The organism is Nocardia sp. NPDC056100 (assembly GCF_042266325.1).
Taxonomy (GTDB): Bacteria; Actinomycetota; Actinomycetes; order Mycobacteriales; family Mycobacteriaceae; genus Nocardia.
This window is the reverse complement of record NZ_JBHJVY010000003.1, coordinates 636,815-655,329: the sequence shown is the minus strand read 5'-3', so window position 1 is coordinate 655,329 and position 18,515 is coordinate 636,815. Positions and strand designations below refer to the sequence as shown.

The following is an 18,515-nucleotide window of genomic DNA, read 5'->3' as shown; positions in this document are numbered from 1 at the left end:
CAAGGTCGCACCCAGGCTAGCGGCAACCTCGGCGCACGTCCCCGCTCCCTTTGCGAACCTCATGCACTTCTCAGTGTCCGATGGTGCTCTCGGCGGTACCCGATTTCGCACTCGAAAAACACCTACCGGTCAGTTGGGACGCACTTCGGGCCCGAGGGCCGGAATGGGCAGCGGGAACATTTCCGCCGGTAGCGCCGGTTCGACGGCCGGGGCCGCCGGTTGCGCCGGGGCCGTCGGCTGCACGGGTGCGGCGGCCGGAGCCGGTGTGGGAGTGGTGGGGGCCGGTGCCGGGGGCGGGCCGCCGACGGGGGCGCCGATCGGCTTGCCGTCCAGGCCGAAGGCTTGGGCGCGGCCGTCCTGCACCATTACCGTGCCGCCCTGGAAGGGTTGCTGCACAGTGCCATTGGGGTTGGTGCCCTCATCGCCGATCGGGAAGCCGAGGCCGCCGTTCTCGAAACCCTGTGCGGCCCAAGCCTCCATGATCGGTCCCTTGCGCACGCCCCAGGCTCCGGAGAGCGGGCTCCAGTAGATATTGCCGCCCTCGAAGGCCACGAAGCGGCCGAGGTCGCGCAGGCCCTGCTCCTCATTGATCGGGAAGCCGAAAGGACTGTTCTCGAAACCGATTTGGGCGTAGCGACCCAGGATCAGGCCCTGCACCATATGCGCTCCGGTCTTGGGGCTGAAGTAGATCGGGCCGTTCTCGAAGCCCTGCACCACGCCGTCCTTGTTGGGGGTGGCGATCTCCGGACCGTTCGGATATCCGGCCGGTCCGCGCTCGAAACCCTGTTTGCCCCAGGCGTCCAGGATCGCGCCGCGCACCATCTGCGCGCCGGTCTGCGGGGTCCAGTAGATGGAACCGCCCTGGAACGATTGGAAGCGGCCGCGACCGTCGGGCAGTGGCGCGTCCCCGCCGGTCGGGAAGCCGAGGCCGCTGGCCGCGCCGTTGAGCCCGGAGTAGCTGCCCGCGATCGCGCCGCCGACCGGCTGTGCGCCGGTCGCGGGCGAGTAGAGCATCACGCCATTGCGGAAGTCCTGTGCCACACCGCCATTGCCGACGGGGTACTCGGGGGTGAGGCAGTCGCCGAGCCAATTGTTCAGGGCCAGCGCGCCGCCGATAGCACCGCCGGGCTTGCAATCGCTGAGGCTGCTGTCGACGCCGAGCGCGGCCGCGGTCTGCGGCCAGGACTGGCGCATCTCGAAATCCCAGTACGGCCAGGTGTGCGTGCCGGACGGACGGTAGCTCACCTGCACCGGGATATTCAGCTTGTTCAGTTTCGCGACGAAGTTCTGAGTGCTCAAGCGGGACAGCACTTCCAGGCCCATGCCCGCGTAATTGGTGGTCAGCCCGGGCAGTTCACCGGGTGGATCGGTGGCGCCCGCGGTGCCGCTGCCGCTGGAGACGTACAGTCCGATGCCCTTGAGCTTGTCGGCGAGCTCGTACGGGTCGTGCGCCTTCCACTCCGGGCTGGACGGCGGCCCGAACATGGCGCCGGAATCGAATCCGCCCGCGTCCTTCATGGCGAAATTGACCATCTGCGGCATGCCGAGCGTGGTGAGGGTGAGGAAGCCGGAGTACGACGCGGCGTGCCGGACCCAGCCGGGATTGCGGGCCGCGAGCATCATGGCGGCCGAGCCGCCCATCGAAAGTCCGGATACCGCGCGCACATTGGTGGCGTGCCACTGGCTTTCCAGCAGCGGCGGGAGTTCCTTGGTCAGGAAGGTCTCCCACTTGTAGTTGCGGCCCTGATCGGGTTGCAGCCAGTCGGTGTAGAAGCTGGACTGGCCGCCGACGGGCAGCACCACGGTGACGTTCTTGTCGGCGAAGAATCCGGCGGCGCCGGCGTCCTTGGTCCAGCCGTTCTCGTCATCGGTGGCGCGCAGGCCGTCGAGCATGTACATGACCGGGAATTTGGCGTCGGGTTTGGCGCGCCAGTCGCGGGCCAGCAGCAATTGCACCTCGACGGGTGCTCCGGTGGCGGGTGAATTGACCCAGAGGGCCACCCGGCGATCTCCCAGCCACACCGCTTTCTGCACGGTGGCGGGCACGCTCGGGGCGGCGTCGGGTTCGGCGGCGGCGATACCCGCGCCGGTTATCCCGCCCGCACCCCCGAAAATAGCTGCGGCCAGCGGAAACACGGCTGCGACGGCGCATGCCGCCCAGCGTCGGCGCGCCCGCTTCGTCCCACTGACAACTCCAACCACACAAGTGTTGTACCCCCGATCAGGTCCGCCGCCCGGTAGGACGCGCGGTAATCGAGGGCACTACAGCAAACGACCGGTTTCTTTTTGGACTCGTCCGGTACGAGTTCCCGGCTACGCGCCCAGCGCCGCCAGAATGTCCGGGCGCGCACCGGTCAACTGGTCTTGCCAATAGCCCCACGAATGCGTGCCCTTGGTCGGCAGGCTGTAGTGCGCGCCGATGCCGAGCTCGTTCATCCGCGACATGAACGACACCGTGTTCAACATCGAGAGCGCCTCCAGCGCCACCGCGTTCAAGGTGTTGAACGCGCCGTTCTCCGGATCATCGTGCGCGCCCAGCACACCCCAGGACGCCGAGATGTACATGGGCAGACCGCGCAGCTGCGGCGCGAAGACGAACGGATCCATCCGCAACCACTGCGGGCTCCACGGCCACGCCATCGAATCCACATTGAAGCGACCGGCATCGAGCATGGCGAGCCGGATGGCCTCGCGCATACCCGGCGCGGAGATGTTCAGGTAGCCCGAGAACGAGGAGGCGTGCTTGAACATATCGCGGTGATACGCCGCCAGCGCCAGCGCCGCGGAACCGCCCATGGAGAGTCCGGCGATCGCGTTCTTGGTGCGGGACACCCCCATCGGCTCCAGGAACGCGGGCAGCTCCTCGGTCAGGAAGGTCTCCCACTTGTAGGTGAACTTCTGGCCGTTGGTGCTCGAGGGCGCGCGCCAATCGGTGTAGAAGCTGGACTGGCCGCCGACCGGCATCACCAGATTGATGTTGTCGTCGGCGAAGAGCTGCAGCGCGTTGGTCTCGAATGTCCAGGCGTTGAAGTCATCTCGCGCGCGCAGACCGTCGAGCAGATACAGCCCGGCGTCGCCGCCGTTCTTTGCCCACTGCACCTGCACCTTCACCGGGCCCATGCTGGAGGGCACCATGAATTCCTCGAAGCGCGGGCGCGGCGGGGGTTCTGGCGCGGGCTCGGCGGCGGGCGCGCCGGGTGCGCCCGGCGGCGGGGCGGGTGGGGCGGGCTCGGCCACCGGTGCGGGCGTGCTGCCCGTCTCACCGGCGGGTTCGACTGTGCCATCGGGTGATTGGCGCAGCGGACCGGTGGGCGCGGCCTGCGCCGTCCCGGCGATGCCGGGCAGTCCCGACATACCAGGCAGCACGGCGACACCCGGGAGGGCGGTCACCGTCAGGGCGGCCGCCAGCACCCGGCGACGCCAATTGTGCGCGCGCCCGGCAGCCGAGGTGCGCTGGGCCGAAACAGTTTTCCGAACCGAATCTGGGCATGACGCACCCGTTACTGCCATCAGAATGTGCTCCTGAACCGCAAAGGGGGAACGACACCAAACGTGACCGGCGTCACGGACAGGGCAGCACTTTACCGGTGCATAGGGGGTAACTGGCCGGTATCTCGGTCAGCTGGCGTGTATTTCGGCTTTTCCGTCGTGAAAGTCGATGAATCCGTGCTGGAAATTCTGCCGCACGCCATTCGAAATAGGACTTTCGTCGCTAATCGGAAATCCGAGTGCCCCAGTCGGTCCCGCCGCTCCCTCGTACGCGCCGCCGATCATTCCGCCCACCGGATGCGCACCACCCGCCTGCGACCAGAACACCCGGCCGCCCTTGAAATCCTGCGCCGCACCGCCCGCCACCGCGAACTCCGGGGTGAGGCATTCGCCGAGCCATGATTTCGCCAGCGCCACAGGCAGAATCGCGCCCGCCGACGCGCACCCCGGCTTGGCGGCCTCCACACCCAGCGCGGCCGCCGCCTGCGGCCAGGACTGCCGCATCTCGAAATCCCAGTACGGCCACGAATGCGTCCCGGACGGACGGTAATTCACCTGCACCGGAATGCTCAGCTTGTTCAGCTTGGCCACGAACTGCAGCGAGGAGACCCTGGCCAGCATCTCCAGCGCCGTCGCCGTGAAACTGGTGCTCACCCCCGGGATACCGGAGGGGATGTCGTAGACGCCCACCAGCCCGCTGCCGCTGGAGACGTACAGGCTCACACCCTTGAGATGTTCGGCCAGCGCGTACGGATCGTGCGTGCCCCACTCCGCATCGTTGATCGATCCCCACATGGCATCGGAGTCGTAGCCGCCGGAATCATGCATGGAGTACCGAATCGCCTGCGGCATACCGAGAGTGGTGGTGGTCAGCAGGCCGGAATAGGAGGCCGCGAAACGCGCGAAGCCGGGATTGCGGCCGACCAGCGTCATGGCCGCGGTGCCACCCATGGACAGGCCCGCGATGGCGCGCACATTGCCGGTGCGCCACTCCCGGTCCAGCAGGGGCGGTAATTCCTTGGTGAGGAACGTTTCCCACCGGTAGAACTTGCCGTTGTCGGGCTTACGCCAGTCGGTGTAGAAGCTGGACTGACCGCCTACCGGGAGCACCACCGTGACGTTCTTGTCGGCGTAGAAAGCCTGTGCCCCCGCGTCTTTGGTCCAGCCGTTCTCGTCATCGGCCGCGCGCAAACCATCCAGCAGGAAAAGGGCCGGGAATCTGCTGTCCGGCTTGATATTCCACTCCCTTGGCAGCAGCAGCTGCACCTGGATCCGAGTCCCCATCGATGGCGAATCGACCCACAGGGCGACCCGTCTATCGGTCAGCCACACCACATTTCGAATGGCCGGTATCGACGATACTTGCGCCGCACCGGGATCCGCCGTGGCAGTCCCTCCCCCGATCAGAACCGTCGTAGCCGCCGCAAGCGCCACGAGCCCACCCCACCCGGGTCTCCGTCGTCTACCTCTTGCCACAGGTGCAACACTAGTTCGCTTCCGCCCCTGCGGCTTCCGAACTTCGGCATACACAAAGGACCGGCCACCCCGTCGGGATGGCCGGTCCTGTATGTCTAGATTTGCCGGAAACCGGAAATCAGGAGTTCAGCGCCGCGAGAATCTGCGGGCGAGCCTTCCACAGCTCCGCTTCCCAGTTCTTCCAGTTGTGCACACCGATCGCCGGGTAGTCGTAGGTCACATTCTGACCGATACCCAGCTGATTCATCCGGCCCTGGAACAAACGGGTGGTGACCATCGAAATGGCCTCGATGCCCATGGCATTCGCGGTATTGAACACACCCGACGCCGCATCGGCGCCACTGGGCAGACCGCTGGAGGCCGAGATGTACATCGGCAGACCCTTGAGCTGCGGCGCGAACACCGACGGGTCCATGCGCAGCCACGCCGGGCTCCACGGCGCGGCCATGGAATCCACATTGAAGCGACCGGCATCGAGCATCATGACGCGAATGGCCTCACGCATACCCGGCGCGTTCCAGTTCAGCGGACCGGAGAACGAGGAGGCGTGCTTGAACATATCGCGGTGGTAGGCGGCCATGCGCAGTGCGGCCGGACCACTCATCGACAGCCCGACAATGGCATTCTGCGTGCGCGAAACACCGTATCCGGCAAGGAAATCCGGGAGCTCCCTAGTGAGGAACGTCTCCCACTTGTACGTGTACTTCTGACCGTTGGTATTGCTCGCCGAGGTCCAGTCCGCGTACCAGCTGGACTGACCGCCGACCGGCATCACCAGGGTGACATCGTCGTTCTCGAACTGCTGCTGGGCGTTCGTCTCGAACGACCAGGCGTTCTTGTCATCGCGGGCGCGCAGGCCGTCGAGCAGATACAGCGCCTTGTTGCCGCCGTTCTTCGCCCACTGCACCTGCACCTTGACCGGGCCCATGCTGGACGGGACCATCAGCTCTTCGTAACCGCCGGCCGGGGTGCGGTGCACCGGGCCCGCGATCGGAGCGGCCATGGCGATCGTCGGGGCCGCGACCGCTGCGGCGGTCGGAATGGCCAGCGCCGCGGCGCTCGCAGCCAGAAGTCGTGTTCCCCATCCACGCTGAACACCACGTCTGGACTGGACTCCACCCGGCATGGCAGACCTGCCGAAACGCATGGATACTGCTCCTTCTCTACTGCTGTTAGTTCAGTTGTAGTCGCTCTGCGCGAACGGGCAATACCGTTGCTGCATAAGCGATCAGCACCCACGACGAATCCCGACGCTCCGAAGTGAGTGAGGCGCTCCCACGGTCTGGTTACATGCGCTCGCTGGAGGGTATTCGACCTTCCACACGGTTGGCAAGGTGATGCTAAATCCAGACCGTAATCGTGCGGTGACCTTATCGCGAATCATCAGTGATGTCGCGGCAACAGGAAAATCCTTACGGTCAGCCGATGTTCGCGCTCAGATCGGGCAGCATCTTGTAGACCTGGTCCTCCCAGTACTTCCAGCTGTGCACACCTTCGGGGGTGTAGTCGAACACCGCATTGCTGGGACCGAGTGAGTCCATACGGGCTTGGAACGCACGGGTATTCGCCAGTGCGACAGTCTCCAGACCCGCCGCATTCGTCAGGTTGTAAGCATCCAGTGGCGAGTTCACCGCATCGCGCGCACTCGGCCGGCCGTTACCTGTGGATATCCACAATCGGGTGCCATTGGCCCGCAGCTGCGGTGCGAACACGAAAGGATCGTTGCGAAGCCACAATTCGCTCCACGGCGGTCCCCACATGGAGTCGATGTTGAAGCCGCCCGCATCCAGCAGCGCCAGCCGCAGCGCCTCGCGCATACCCGGCGCGGAAATATTCAGATATCCGGAATATGAAGCGGCATAGCGGAACTGATCGGGATGATAGGCCGCCATCACCAGCGCCGCACTCCCACCCATGGACAGACCGAATACGCCGTTTCCGTTCGGATTGAAGCCGAGCCGGTCGCGCAGCGCATAGCGCAGATCCCGGGTGAGGAAGGTTTCCCAGTTGTAGGCGGTGGCCTGGCCGTTGGTATTGCTGGGCGCCATCCAGTCCGAGTAGAAGCTGGACTGGCCGCCGATCGGCATCACCACATTGATATTCCAGGCGGTCAGCACCCGCTCGACCTCGGTGTCGATCTCCCAGCCGGACAGGTCGTTTCGGGCGCGCAGGCCGTCCAGGGCGTACACCACGCGCTGGGTGTTGCCGTCGGCCGCGCGGAAGACGCGGGATTTGATCGGGCCCATGCTGGAGTCGACCCAGAAGTCCTGTCCGCCCGGATCGAAGCTCGCGGCCGCCGGGGCCGCCGCGGGGCCCAGGGCGACCATCCAGGGCAGTGCGAGCGCCATCGCGAGACCGGCGACCGAACGGCGCAGGAAGGTGCGGCCGTGCCGAACCTGGACCGAGCCGAGTGTCCGAACAGACCTCATCGATTCGCCTTTCACCGCGATCGCCGTTGACCACAACAGAAATGGAGAAGCGTTCGCTCCTCTATATGCGGTTATTCGGAGCGGACCGGCGCGAAAACGGCCAGGAGACCGAATTGTGACTAGATCGACTCTTCGGGCAAAAATGCGAAAAGCCCCCCACCCAGATTGGGTAGGGGGCTTGGTATTACAACCCTTTTGTGAGGGTTACCCGATATTCGCCGACATGTCCGGAATCATGCGGTACGCCTCGTCCTGCCAGTTGGTCCACGCGTGCAGACCGGCGGGAGGGAAGGAATACACCACATTTCGCGCGCCGAGCGTATCCATCCGGATCTGGAACGCGCGAGTATTCGCCAGCGCCAACGCCTCCAGCGGCGAACCGCGCACCAGTCGATCGGCGGCCGCGCCCAGCGGAATATCCAGATCCTGCGGCATCGGCGTACCGCTGCCCGCCGCGATCCACAGCCTGGTGTTGTTCGCGATCAGCGTGGGCGCGAAAACGAACGGATCCATCCGCAGCCAGCGATCACCCCACGGCGGCGCCATGGAATCGACGTTGTAGCCGCCCGCGTCGATCATGGCGGCGCGAATCAGCTCGCGCATACCCGGCGCGGAAATATTCAGATAGCCCGAATACGAACCGGCATAACTGAACTGGTCCGGATGGTAGGCCGCCAGCGTCAGCGCGGCCGAACCGCCCATGGACAGGCCGAACACGCCATTGCGATAGGGGTTGAACCCCAACCGGTCTCGCAGCGCCCAGCGCAGCTGATCGGTCAGGAAGGTCTCCCAGTCGTACCGGTAGCTCTTGCCCGGACCGCCGCCCAGCGCCTCGGTGGCGCCCGAACCGGTGTTGGCCGCCGAGGATCCCGCGCCCGCCGGGATGCCGAAGAACGAGCTCGGCGAATTCCAGTCCGCGTAGAAGCTGGACTCACCGCCGACCGGCATCACCACATTGATATTCCAGGCCGCCAGGATCTCCGGAACGTTGGTGTCGTTCTCCCACCCGTTCAACAGCTCGGTGGCGCGCTGGCCGTCCAGCGCGTAGACCACCCGATTGGTATTGCCGTCCGCGGCGCGCAGCACCCGCGTCTTGATCGGCCCCATCACCGGAGAGTCCACCCAGAAGTCGAAAGCCGCCGGGTTGAAAGCCGCCGTCGCGGGCGGAGTTCCGAGCACCGTCACGCCCAATGGCAGCAGCAGCGCGGTGGCCAAGCCCAGCACCACCCGTTTGAAGCCTCTAACCCGCATCGACCTAGCCCTCTCGTTGGAGCAGAACCGAGCTTGCAGACGTACCGGAAAACTCTTGCTGAACAGATCATCAGCGATGCGACGCCCTAAACGGCTGACCCGACCGGCGTGTTACGGAGAAGACCGCCCAGTCCCTGGTGGGCGACCAACCGAAACGGAACGGCCCCCGCCCTATTGGGCGGGGGCCGTGCTGCGCTCACGGGCTCGGAGAACCCCTCGGCTACCGGGGTTTCAGGGGGAACCCCTGAGAGCTACGAGAGTTGTCCTATCCGATGTTGTTCGACATGTCCGGAATCATCCGGTAGACCTCCGAGGCCCAGTTCTGCCAGTTGTGCACACCGGTGGCCGGGAAGTCGTACGTCACGTTGCTCGCGCCGATGGAGAGCATCCGCGCCTGGAAGGCCCGGGTGTTCACCAGCGCCAGCGCCTCCAGCGGCATGCCCTGGATGACCGACATGAACGAGGTCACGTCACCCGCGCCGGGAATGGCGCTGGCCGCGGATACCCACAGCCGGGTGTTGTTGTTCTTGAGCAATGGTGCGAATACGAACGGATCCATCCGCAGCCACTGCGGGCTCCACGGCAGCGCCATCGAGTCGATGTTGTAGCCACCGGCGTCGACCATGGCCAGGCGCAGCGCCTCACGCATACCGGGCGCGGACACGTTCAGGTAGCCGGAGAACGAACCGGCGAAGCTGAACTGATCCGGGTGGTAGGCGGCCAGCGTCAGCGCGGCCGAACCACCCATGGACAGACCGAACACACCGTTGCGGGTGGCGCGGAAGCCGAGCCGGTCACGCAGCGCGTTGCGCAGGTCCTGGGTCAGGAAGGTCTCCCAGGTGTAGCGGTAGCTCTTGCCGGGTCCACCGGCCATGAGCTGGAAAGCGCCGGAGCCCGAGGACGATCCGGACGCGGAGCCCGAGGAGGACAGCGAACCGGAGCCGGTGCCGCCGGGGACGCCGAAGAAGGTGCTGGGCGCGGCCCAGTCGGCGTAGAACGAGGATTCACCGCCGACGGGCATGACGACATTGATATTCGCGGCGGTCAGCGCCCGCGCCACATCCGTGTCGTTCTCCCAGCCGTTGAGGATGTCCTGGGCGCGCATACCGTCGAGCGCGTAGACCACGCGATCGGTATTGCCGTCGGCCGCGCGGAAGACGCGGGTCTTGATCGGGCCCATACCGGCCGACGAGTCGACCCAGAAGTCGAACGCGGACGGATCGAAGGCCGCGTTGGCGGTTCCCGTCACTCCTGCCGCCGACACCCCGAACGGCACCAGCAGTGCCAAGGCCACGCCGACCGCGGACCGCTTCACCCAACCGCCGCTCGATCTCCGACGTCTCTCCTGCGCGCCTCGCATCATCAGGTCCTTTTCATATCGTTCGTCTCCACCGTGCATCGCGGGGCACGGTGGGCGTCTCGGGGAGCCTATCGCCCCATGGCTAACCGAGCGTTATCGGAATGAGATATATGTGACCCGGACCACTCCGTCGAGCTTTTATGGTCTGGACCAGCACATTGATACAACAAGGGGCACAAAAACGCCCGCTGTGCGCGCACTGCGGAGTTGCTGTGAATGTGACCCGGCAATCGCATCAGCCGATATTGGCCGACAGATCGGGGATGAGGCGAAGCATCTCGCTCTCCCAGTTCTTCCAGTTGTGCACACCCACCGCCGGGAAGTCGTAGGTCACGTTCTTCCCGCCGATGCTGTTGAATCGAGTCTGAAATGACTTGGTGCCCACCAGCGCAATGGCTTCGATGCCCATGCCCTGAACGGTCGAGGCATTGATGGCATCGGCCGAGGACGGCAGGCCGCTGCCCGCGGAGATGAACAGTCTTGTGTTGTTGGCCTTCAACTTCGGCGCGAAGGTGTACGGATCGATGTGCTGCCACCGAGCGTCCTTGGCGGTGGCCAATGCGTCGATGTTATAGCCGCCCGCGTCGAGCATGGCGACCCGGACCGCGTCCCGCATACCGGACATGGACAGATTGAGCGCGCCGGACAGCGATGCGGCATAGGAGAATTGGCTCGGATAGTAGGCGGCCAGGGTGAGCGCGGAACTGCCGCTCATGGAGAGTCCGACCACGCCGTTGCGAGTGCTGCTGAAGCCCAGGCGATCTCGCAGCGCGGCGGGCAGGTTCTGACTGAGGAAGGTTTCCCACCGGTATGCGGTGGTTTTGCCCGGTCCGCCCGCGAGCGCCTGTGCCGCACCGGATCCGGTGCCGGACAGGGTGCCCGCCGGAATGCCCAGGAAGGTGCTGGCCGAGGTCCAGTCGGCGTAGAAACTGGACATGCCGCCGACCGGCATGACGACATTGATATTGGCGGCGGTCAGGGCTTGTACGGCGGTGGTCTCGATTTCCCAGCCGTTCAGATCGTCGCGGGCGCGCATACCGTCGAGTGCGTAAACCACCCGGTTGGTATTGCCGTCGGCGGCCCGGAACACCCGGGATTTGATGGGGCCCATGGTCGAATCGACATAGAAGTCCATACCGGCCGGATCGAAGGCGGCCCGCGCCTTCGGTGCGAGTCCCGCATCGGCCACCGACACCCCGAGCGGTAGCAGGGCCGCCACAGTCAATACCGACGCGGAAAGCTTGAGCAGGTCACGCCTTCCCATGTCCGGAATCCGCTGCGCCCCACCCACAGTCAAGCCTCGCATCCGAGCGGCCTCTCATCAGTATTGCGACAAACGTTGCGACACATACAAAGATGATTCGCGACGAACGTGTCCGTGGATGCTATCGCGGAACACACCTCCCGGTGTTACCAAACCGAGATGAGATATCGGTTTGCTATCCCGAATCGGACACAACGGCGGCGGTCCTGTGTTAATGGACCGCCGCCGTGGGTGTTTCGTGAATTTTGCCGGGAGTTACTCCCGGTCCTCGCTATTTCTGCGGCGAGGGGTACGGATCAACCAGACCGCAACGCTCGATCTCGTACTTGGGCACCCGATCGATCCGGTACTTCGAAAAGCCCAGCGACTGCATCACATTGTGCCGCCAGCGCTCGAAGGTCAGCGGCGATCGCGAGGAGGACAGCAGGTCCTGGGTGGCCGGGCAGCTCAGCGCCACCCGCGCCTGCGCCACCCACTTGTCGTCCATGTACCAGGGCAGCCACGGATGCCGATCCACCATGCCCGCGTCCACCACGACCCAGTCCGGGTAGAGGTTCTTGTCATGGCCGATGCGGCCGTCCTCGAGCCGTTCGGTATGCGCCGCAAGCGGATACGCCAGGCCCATCTGATCGATGACGCGCACGCTCAGCGGAACGTTCATGCTGGTCATGCCGAGATTCAGGAAGAACACGGTATGTCCGTTGCCACCCGGGGCGATGGGCTCCGGCGGCGGTGCGATGTACCAGAACATGAAGGACGGCGAATTCAGCAGCAGGCCGCCGTCCGGGGTGTTGGCGATATCGCGGACCATGGCGCGCATGCGCGGATAGTCCAGGTAATCCTCGGCCCGGATCGGATGATCGTGACCGGTATTGAGGACGTAGTAGATCCGCTCGTCCACGATGCCGGTGGAGCTGATCTTGGTTCCGGTGGTGATGGCGGTGGTGTTGGCCGCGAACAGCGCCCAGCCCGCCGTACCCAGGAATCCGGCCAGCACCACCACGAAAGCCCAATCCCGGCGGCGCATTTCGCGGGTACCGGCGAACAGGCCGCGCGGTATCCGAATCGGCAGCACGGCCACCGGCAGGATGAGGCAGAACAGCTGCGGCAGCAGCATGCGGCCGTGCATGAAGTCGCCACCGACGCGGATCTCGTAGACGGTCAGCAGCAGACCGCTGCCGACCATGAGCGCGACCACGGCGGCGGGGGTGTGCAGCCACACGCTGAAGCGGTGAATCCGAGTGCGCCAGCTCTTGTCCGGCGTTCCGGCCGTCTCGTCGTCATCGACGGAGTGCCGACCGGTCTCGTCGTCGGCGCGTCCCGACCACACCGCGAACGCCGCGGCGACCGCGAGCAGCGCCAGCGGAATCAGCAGCCAATACGGTCCGGCGAAATTCCACAGGTAGACGAAACCCTGCTTCCACTTCGCGCCGCCCGCGTCCTTGGCCACGGCCGTATTCGGGTACGGCAGACCGTAATAGCCCATCCGCCACACCTGGTAGACGATCGGCACCAGCCCCGCGACCGCGACGATGAGCGCACGGAACACGATCGGCCGCAGCCGGGTCTCGGGCAGCGGCGCGCAGAAGATCATCAGCAGCGCCAGCGCGCCCACCAGGGTCATCTCCGGGCGGATCAGCGGTGCCAGCCCGGCGAAGAACACCAGGCCGAAAAACCCTGGCAGCCGGACCCGTTCGGCCTGGCTCCAGCGAATCAGCAGGTACCACAGCACCGCCAGATAGGCGATGACCAGGCTGGACTCCAGACCCGAGGTGGCGTAGTCGCGGGCCGGGGGCACCGCGATGTAGACCAGCGCACCGGCCGGAAGCAACAGCGCCGATCCGGTGCCGCCCCACAACCGGGCCGCACCGAGCATGGCGAAGACGATGGCCAGCACCGACAGCGTGAGCGCGATGCCGAGCACCACGTACTCCAGCCGCAGATCGGTCAGCCAGCTGAAGAACCAGACCAGATAGGTCCAGGCGGTGCTGGTATTGGTTTCGACGCGTTCACCCGCATTGAATACCGGGCCGTTGCCCGCCATCAGGTTTCGCACCGTGCGCAGCACGATGAGGCCGTCATCGGCGATCCAGCGCCGCTGCCAGCCTCCGGCCGCGAATAGGGTCGCGGTCAGCACGATCCCACCGACGAAAACGGTGCGGGATAGTCGCGAGAATCTGCGCGCGGACGGATCCGTCGCACGCCGATGGGCGCGCCCGAGCGGCAATTGTGCCGTAGGCGCGCCCCCCTCTCGCTCTTCTCCCTCTACCACGTCAGGTGAGATAGACAGCGACACCTACCGCTCCGATCCAGGCGATTGCGAGGAACTGGAGGACCCGGTCCCCCAGGGCGATCTCTTCGGGTTCACCGGCTTCGCCGCCGTCCACATCCACCGCGTAGCGCAGGACCGCGATGGTGAACGGGATCATGGAGATCGCGAACCAATCGGTGTCCTTGACCCGGCCCTGTTCGAACGCCCACAGCCCGTAGAACACGACCACCGCGGTGGCCGAGACGGTCCAGACGAAACGCAGGTAGGTCGCGGTGTAGTACTGCAGCGACTTGCGGATCTTCGCGCCGGTGTCGAGCGCGATCTTCAACTCCGCATAGCGCTTTCCGGCCGCCATGAACAGCGAGCCGAACGCCATGATGAGCAGGAACCATTGGGACAGCTTGATATCCGCGGCCGCGCCGCCGGCCACCGCGCGCAGCAGGAAGCCGGAGGAGACGATGCAGATATCGAGCACGGCCTGATGCTTGAGGCCGAAGCAGTAGGCGAGCTGGATGGCGATGTACACCGACATCACCACGGCCAGATGCCAGGACGCGAGGAACGAACCCGCGATGGATGCCACCAGCAGCACCGCGGACAGGCCGTAGGCCAGATTCACCGGCACCACACCGGCGGCGATGGGCCGGTAGCGCTTGGTCGGGTGGGCCCGGTCGGCCTCCACGTCCAGCGCATCGTTGACCAGGTAGATACCCGAGGCCGCCATACAGAACACCACGAACGCGATGGCGACGTGGCCGAGCACGGACGCGTCGGTGAGCACCAGATCGCCGGCCGCGGTCTTGCCCGCGGCCAGCGGTGCGGCGAGCACCAGCACGTTCTTGACCCATTGACGCGGGCGCATGGCCTTGATCAGGCCGCCGCCCAGCGTCTTCGGCGGTCCCTTGACGACCGCCTCGTCCAGCTCGGTGCTGGTCGGCTCTTCGCTCATGTCAACAAGGGCTCTTTCTTCCTGCGCGGTCACTTCGCGAGTCTCTTTTCGGCGGCAAGCACTACAGCGGCTGATGCGGCGCCCAGCGCGGAACCGGCGAGCACGTCGGATGGGTAATGCACCCCGAGGACGACCCGGGACAGCAGCATCGGCGGGACGAGCACCGCGGGCAAGGGTAACCCGGTGAGCCTGCCGAGCAACACAGCCGCTGCCGTCGTTGATGTCGCGTGCGAGGACGGGAAGCTCAGCTTGCTCGGCGTCGACACGTTGACCTGCACGGATGGATCATTCGGGCGCGGACGGCGAACAACCCGCTTGATCACCACGGAGGCGGCGTGCGCACCGAACGCGCCGACGGCAGCCCCGGCCCATTCGCGGCGGCGCGGCTTGTCCACGAGCGCGCCGACCGCGGCGATGCCGATCCAGCCGAGCGAATGCTCACCGAAATGCGACATACCGCGCGCGGCCTTGATGACCGCCGGATTGCGGCCGATGGTGCCCTGCACCAGGTTCAGGATCTTTACCTCGGGCGGGGCGGCCGGAGCCGGAGCGTCCGGAACCACATGCAATCCGCGGTCGGACTCGGCGGCTTGGCTGGCGGTCATTTGCTCCCGTTCCCTGAGTTGTCGATGCCGAAGGTGTTCTCCCACGCGGACTTACTGGTGAGATGCGAATGCGCCGCACGATACTGCTCGCGCACCTCGGGGAAGCGCTCGGCCAGCTCCTTGCGCAGGCGCATGGCCTCCTTGAAGAGTTCGGCGGCCTTGCGCGGATCGCGCTTGCGGTAGACGACGCCGCGGCCGTCGGCGGTGGTGACGGTGACGCCGTCCACCTGGGACAGCAGGAACCAGCGCGCGTCGAGAGTGGGGACGTTCAGCTGCGGGGTGTCGTGATGCGCGGTGTTCGCCTTGCGGAAGTTGTGCAGCACGCCCTTGCCGAGCCGGGCGATCTTGGCGAGCGGATTGCCGGGTTCCCCGACCGCGCCGACCTCGGCGTGACTGGGCAGCGGCAGTTCCGTAGAGGACTGCAGCACAACGGCGTCCGGAAATTCCTTGCGCATGGCGTGCACCTTGCCCAGCGCGCTGGGCAGCAGGTCGAACAGCTTGTCCGGTCCCGCCAGGTAATCGCGAATGGCCTCGTTCTGGATGGCCACCGTCGAATACTCCAGGCACAGCAGGTGTTTCAGCGTCGCCTTGACCGTGTTGACCACCATCGGACGGCCGTCGTTGGGCAGATGCAGCGAGGCGACCACCAGGCGGTTGCGCAGGTGGAAGTACGCCTGCCAGTCGATGGCGTCGTCCTTGTCGCTCCACGCCATATGCCATACGGCCGCACCCGGCAGGGTGACGGTCGGATAGCCGTGATCCCTTGCGCGCAAACCGTATTCGACGTCGTCCCACTTGAGGAACAGCGGCAGCGGCTGCCCGATCTCCTCGGCCACCTGGCGCGGGATGACGCAGGTCCACCAGCCGTTGAAGTCCACATCGATGCGGCGGTGCAGCAACTTGGAGTTGTCGCGGTCGCTGAGCGGGTTCTTGGAGAAGTCGTGGTCGTAGTCGACGTTCGCGGGCGCGGTCCACATGAAGATGGACCGATCCACGATCTCGCCCATGACGTGCAGATGCGAGCGTTCCTGCAGGTTGAGCATCTGCCCACCGGTCAGGATGGGAGACTTGGCGAATCGCGAGAACGCGAGCGCGCGCAGAATGCTGTCCGGCTCGATCTCGATGTCATCGTCCATGTAGACGATGTACTCGGCATCGGTGGTCTTGAGCGCTTCGTACATGACGCGGCTGTAGCCACCGGACCCGCCCAGGTTGGGCTGATTGTGGATGGCGAGCCGATCACCAAGGGGCAGTGCGGCTTCGGCGAATCCGGGCTCGTCGACAACCTTGCGATTGCCCTGATCCGGAATGATGACGGCCTTGATCTTCTCCAGCACCAGCGGGTCATTGCCAAGCGCGGCAATGGTTTTCACCGCATCGGTGGGCCGGTTGAAGGTGGGCATGCCGACGGCGATGCTGCCCTCGCCCGGAGCCTCGATGGGCGCGTACCAGCCACCGCTGCGCACCTCGACCGCGCTGTCGGTGGTGATGTCGAACCAGATCCAGCCGCCGTCCTCGAACGGGCCCAGATCCACCTCGAACTCGACGGCTCCGGTCCCGTGCGCGCCGAAATCAGCATCCGTCATCCCGGCATGGTTCTGGCCGGGATCCACCCCGAACTCAGAGCCCTGCACGTGAATTCGGGAACCGTCCGCCTTGGAGCGGTACACGTCCACGCGGCCGTGGCCGGACAGTTCCAGCCGCAGCACCACGGATTCGAGAATGCTCCAGCGCCGCCAGTAGCTGGCGGGCACGGCATTGAAGTAGGTGCAGAACGACACCTCGGACTCCGCGCCGATGGACAGCGAGGTCCGGGTGGGCGCGTGCGCCCGCTTGGCATTGGTGTCGGATTCCTCGAGGTACAGCTTGCGCACGTCGAGGGGCTCACCCGGCCGCGGCAGGATGATGCGCTGCAGCAGCGATTTGGCGCGGGTCGCGGTGTTGGACTCTTCCGGGGTCATCTCTTCCAGCGTCGCTTGTGCGGTCATTCGGCGGTGTCCACCAGGGGTGCGCCGGACTCCAGGTGCGGGCGCAGCACATTGTCGAACATGCTGAGCGCGGCACCGATGGCCATATGCATGTCCAGGTACTGGTAGGTGCCCAGGCGTCCACCGAAAAGCACCTTGGCGGAAGCGGTTTCGGCCTTGGCGCGCTCGCGGTAGGCGAGCACCTTGGCGCGGTCCTCGGGGGTGTTGATCGGGTAGTACGGTTCATCGCCGGTCTGGGCGAAGCGCGAGTATTCGCGCATGATGACCGTCTTGTCCGTGGGGTAGTCGCGCTCGGGGTGGAAGTGGCGCGGCTCGATGATGCGGGTGTAGGACACGTCGCCGTCGTTGTAGTTCATCACCGAGGTGCCCTGGAAGTCACCGGTTTCCAAGACCTCGGTCTCGAAATCGATGGTGCGCCAGCCGAGTTCGCCTTCGGCGTAGTCGAAGTAGGCGTCCAGCGGTCCGGTGTAGATGACCGGGGCGTCCGGGTTCTGCGCGCGGATCTCGTCGCGGACGTCGAACCAGTCGGTGTCGACGCGCACCTCGATGAGATCGCTCTCGGCCATCTTGGTCAGCCAGGCGGTGTACCCGTCCTTGGGCAGACCCTCGTAGGCGTCGTTGAAGTACCGGTTGTCGAAGTTGTAGCGCACGGGCAGTCGGGTGATATTGCCGGCGGGCAGGTTCTTGGGGTCGGTCTGCCACTGCTTGGCGGTGTAGTCGCGAATGAACGCCTCGTAGAGGGGACGGCCGATCAGGGAGATCGCCTTCTCCTCGAGATTGGCGGCGTTCTTGGTGTCGATTTCGGCGGCCTGCTCGGCGATCAGCGCGCGGGCTTCCTGCGGGCTGAAGTAGCGGCCGTAGAACTGGGAGATCAGGCCCAGTCCCATCGGGAATTGGTAGGCCTGGCCCTTGTGCAGCGCGAAGACGCGGTGCTGGTAGCCGGTGAACTCGGTGAACTGATTCACGTAGTCCCACACCCGCTTGTTGGAGGTGTGGAAAAGGTGGGCACCGTACTTGTGGATTTCGATGCCGGTCTCAGGCTCCGCCTCCGAATAAGCGTTACCACCCAGGTGGTAGCGGCGTTCGACCACCAGGACCCGCTTGCCCAGCAGGTTGGCGGTGCGTTCGGCGATGGTCAGCCCGAAGAAGCCGGAGCCGACGACGATGAGATCGAAGGGGGATGCGACGGTCACGGGAGCCCAGCGTAGTGGAAGAAGGTATTGCCGTGCGTGGGCTCCGGTATGCGGGGTTCGGGGGGCTCCGAGGATACGACCGAAATGGGCGGTGGTCATCCCGGTGATCGGGATGGGTTGTCGAGGTATTTGCTCAATATTCACCGAAGTAGGGACAGGGGCTTCACCGGCGCTGTATTACATACGCACCAGACTGAACGCCCGTCCAGTTTGTTGCCGTGAGCGCATCAGCGGCCGTG

At 65.4% G+C, this 18,515-nt stretch carries 13 protein-coding genes; all 13 read right to left on the bottom strand.

Annotated features, from left to right (window positions below; translation table 11 throughout):
* Positions 1-129: 129 nt before the first annotated feature.
* Entirely contained in the window at positions 130-2,202 is a 2,073-nt protein-coding gene (locus ACFC0O_RS25180; protein WP_375961832.1) for an alpha/beta hydrolase-fold protein, read from the bottom strand.
* Between the two features lie 111 nt (positions 2,203-2,313).
* On the bottom strand, positions 2,314-3,510 hold the full coding sequence (locus tag ACFC0O_RS25175) for an alpha/beta hydrolase (RefSeq protein ID WP_375961830.1): 1,197 nt from the start codon (positions 3,508-3,510) through the stop codon (positions 2,314-2,316).
* A gap of 108 nt (positions 3,511-3,618) precedes the next feature.
* A complete protein-coding gene (locus tag ACFC0O_RS25170; protein ID WP_375961828.1) occupies positions 3,619-4,773 on the bottom strand; it encodes an alpha/beta hydrolase-fold protein in 1,155 nt (384 codons plus the stop codon).
* 310 nt (positions 4,774-5,083) lie between these two features.
* Positions 5,084-6,091 (bottom strand): alpha/beta hydrolase, encoded by a 1,008-nt coding sequence (locus tag ACFC0O_RS25165; protein ID WP_375963804.1) that lies wholly within the window; start codon positions 6,089-6,091, stop codon positions 5,084-5,086.
* A gap of 292 nt (positions 6,092-6,383) precedes the next feature.
* Positions 6,384-7,394 carry an alpha/beta hydrolase family protein gene (locus ACFC0O_RS25160; protein WP_364637119.1) on the bottom strand — a complete coding sequence of 337 codons (1,011 nt, stop codon included), beginning with the start codon at positions 7,392-7,394 and terminating at the stop codon, positions 6,384-6,386.
* 204 nt (positions 7,395-7,598) lie between these two features.
* On the bottom strand, positions 7,599-8,645 hold the full coding sequence (locus ACFC0O_RS25155; protein WP_364637117.1) for an alpha/beta hydrolase family protein: 1,047 nt from the start codon (positions 8,643-8,645) through the stop codon (positions 7,599-7,601).
* Positions 8,646-8,910: 265 nt separating this feature from the next.
* Complete coding sequence (locus tag ACFC0O_RS25150; protein ID WP_375961825.1) at positions 8,911-10,008, bottom strand: alpha/beta hydrolase; 1,098 nt, start codon at positions 10,006-10,008, stop codon at positions 8,911-8,913.
* Between the two features lie 232 nt (positions 10,009-10,240).
* Positions 10,241-11,269 (bottom strand): alpha/beta hydrolase, encoded by a 1,029-nt coding sequence (locus ACFC0O_RS25145; RefSeq protein ID WP_375961823.1) that lies wholly within the window; start codon positions 11,267-11,269, stop codon positions 10,241-10,243.
* Positions 11,270-11,540: 271 nt separating this feature from the next.
* Positions 11,541-13,565 carry a flagellar motor control protein ZomB gene (gene zomB / locus ACFC0O_RS25140; RefSeq protein ID WP_375961820.1) on the bottom strand — a complete coding sequence of 675 codons (2,025 nt, stop codon included), beginning with the start codon at positions 13,563-13,565 and terminating at the stop codon, positions 11,541-11,543.
* Positions 13,543-14,490, bottom strand: coding sequence for a decaprenyl-phosphate phosphoribosyltransferase (locus ACFC0O_RS25135; RefSeq protein WP_364637111.1), 948 nt, complete (start codon positions 14,488-14,490; stop codon positions 13,543-13,545). The genes zomB and ACFC0O_RS25135 overlap by 23 nt, the downstream gene beginning before the upstream one ends.
* Positions 14,491-14,519: 29 nt before the next feature.
* Positions 14,520-15,095 carry a phosphatase PAP2 family protein gene (locus tag ACFC0O_RS25130; protein ID WP_375961817.1) on the bottom strand — a complete coding sequence of 192 codons (576 nt, stop codon included), beginning with the start codon at positions 15,093-15,095 and terminating at the stop codon, positions 14,520-14,522.
* A complete protein-coding gene (locus ACFC0O_RS25125) occupies positions 15,092-17,083 on the bottom strand; it encodes a glycosyltransferase (protein ID WP_375961814.1) in 1,992 nt (663 codons plus the stop codon). Before ACFC0O_RS25125 ends, ACFC0O_RS25130 begins: the two co-directional genes overlap by 4 nt.
* Positions 17,080-18,276, bottom strand: coding sequence for a UDP-galactopyranose mutase (gene glf / locus ACFC0O_RS25120; RefSeq protein ID WP_375961812.1), 1,197 nt, complete (start codon positions 18,274-18,276; stop codon positions 17,080-17,082). The genes ACFC0O_RS25125 and glf overlap by 4 nt, the downstream gene beginning before the upstream one ends.
* Between the last annotated feature and the right edge of the window lie 239 nt (positions 18,277-18,515).

Excerpts from the sequence above, each read along its gene's own strand:
- ACFC0O_RS25175 (WP_375961830.1), bottom strand. The coding sequence starts at position 3,510 with ATGGCAGTAACGGGTGCGTCATGCCCAGATTCGGTTCGGAAAACTGTT.
- ACFC0O_RS25170 (WP_375961828.1), bottom strand. The coding sequence starts at position 4,773 with ATGGGGACTCGGATCCAGGTGCAGCTGCTGCTGCCAAGGGAGTGGAAT.
- ACFC0O_RS25165 (WP_375963804.1), bottom strand. The coding sequence starts at position 6,091 with ATGCCGGGTGGAGTCCAGTCCAGACGTGGTGTTCAGCGTGGATGGGGA.
- ACFC0O_RS25160 (WP_364637119.1), bottom strand. The coding sequence starts at position 7,394 with ATGAGGTCTGTTCGGACACTCGGCTCGGTCCAGGTTCGGCACGGCCGC.
- ACFC0O_RS25155 (WP_364637117.1), bottom strand. The coding sequence starts at position 8,645 with ATGCGGGTTAGAGGCTTCAAACGGGTGGTGCTGGGCTTGGCCACCGCG.
- ACFC0O_RS25150 (WP_375961825.1), bottom strand. The coding sequence starts at position 10,008 with ATGATGCGAGGCGCGCAGGAGAGACGTCGGAGATCGAGCGGCGGTTGG.
- ACFC0O_RS25145 (WP_375961823.1), bottom strand. The coding sequence starts at position 11,269 with ATGGGAAGGCGTGACCTGCTCAAGCTTTCCGCGTCGGTATTGACTGTG.
- ACFC0O_RS25135 (WP_364637111.1), bottom strand. The coding sequence starts at position 14,490 with ATGAGCGAAGAGCCGACCAGCACCGAGCTGGACGAGGCGGTCGTCAAG.
- ACFC0O_RS25130 (WP_375961817.1), bottom strand. The coding sequence starts at position 15,095 with ATGACCGCCAGCCAAGCCGCCGAGTCCGACCGCGGATTGCATGTGGTT.
- ACFC0O_RS25125 (WP_375961814.1), bottom strand. The coding sequence starts at position 17,083 with ATGACCGCACAAGCGACGCTGGAAGAGATGACCCCGGAAGAGTCCAAC.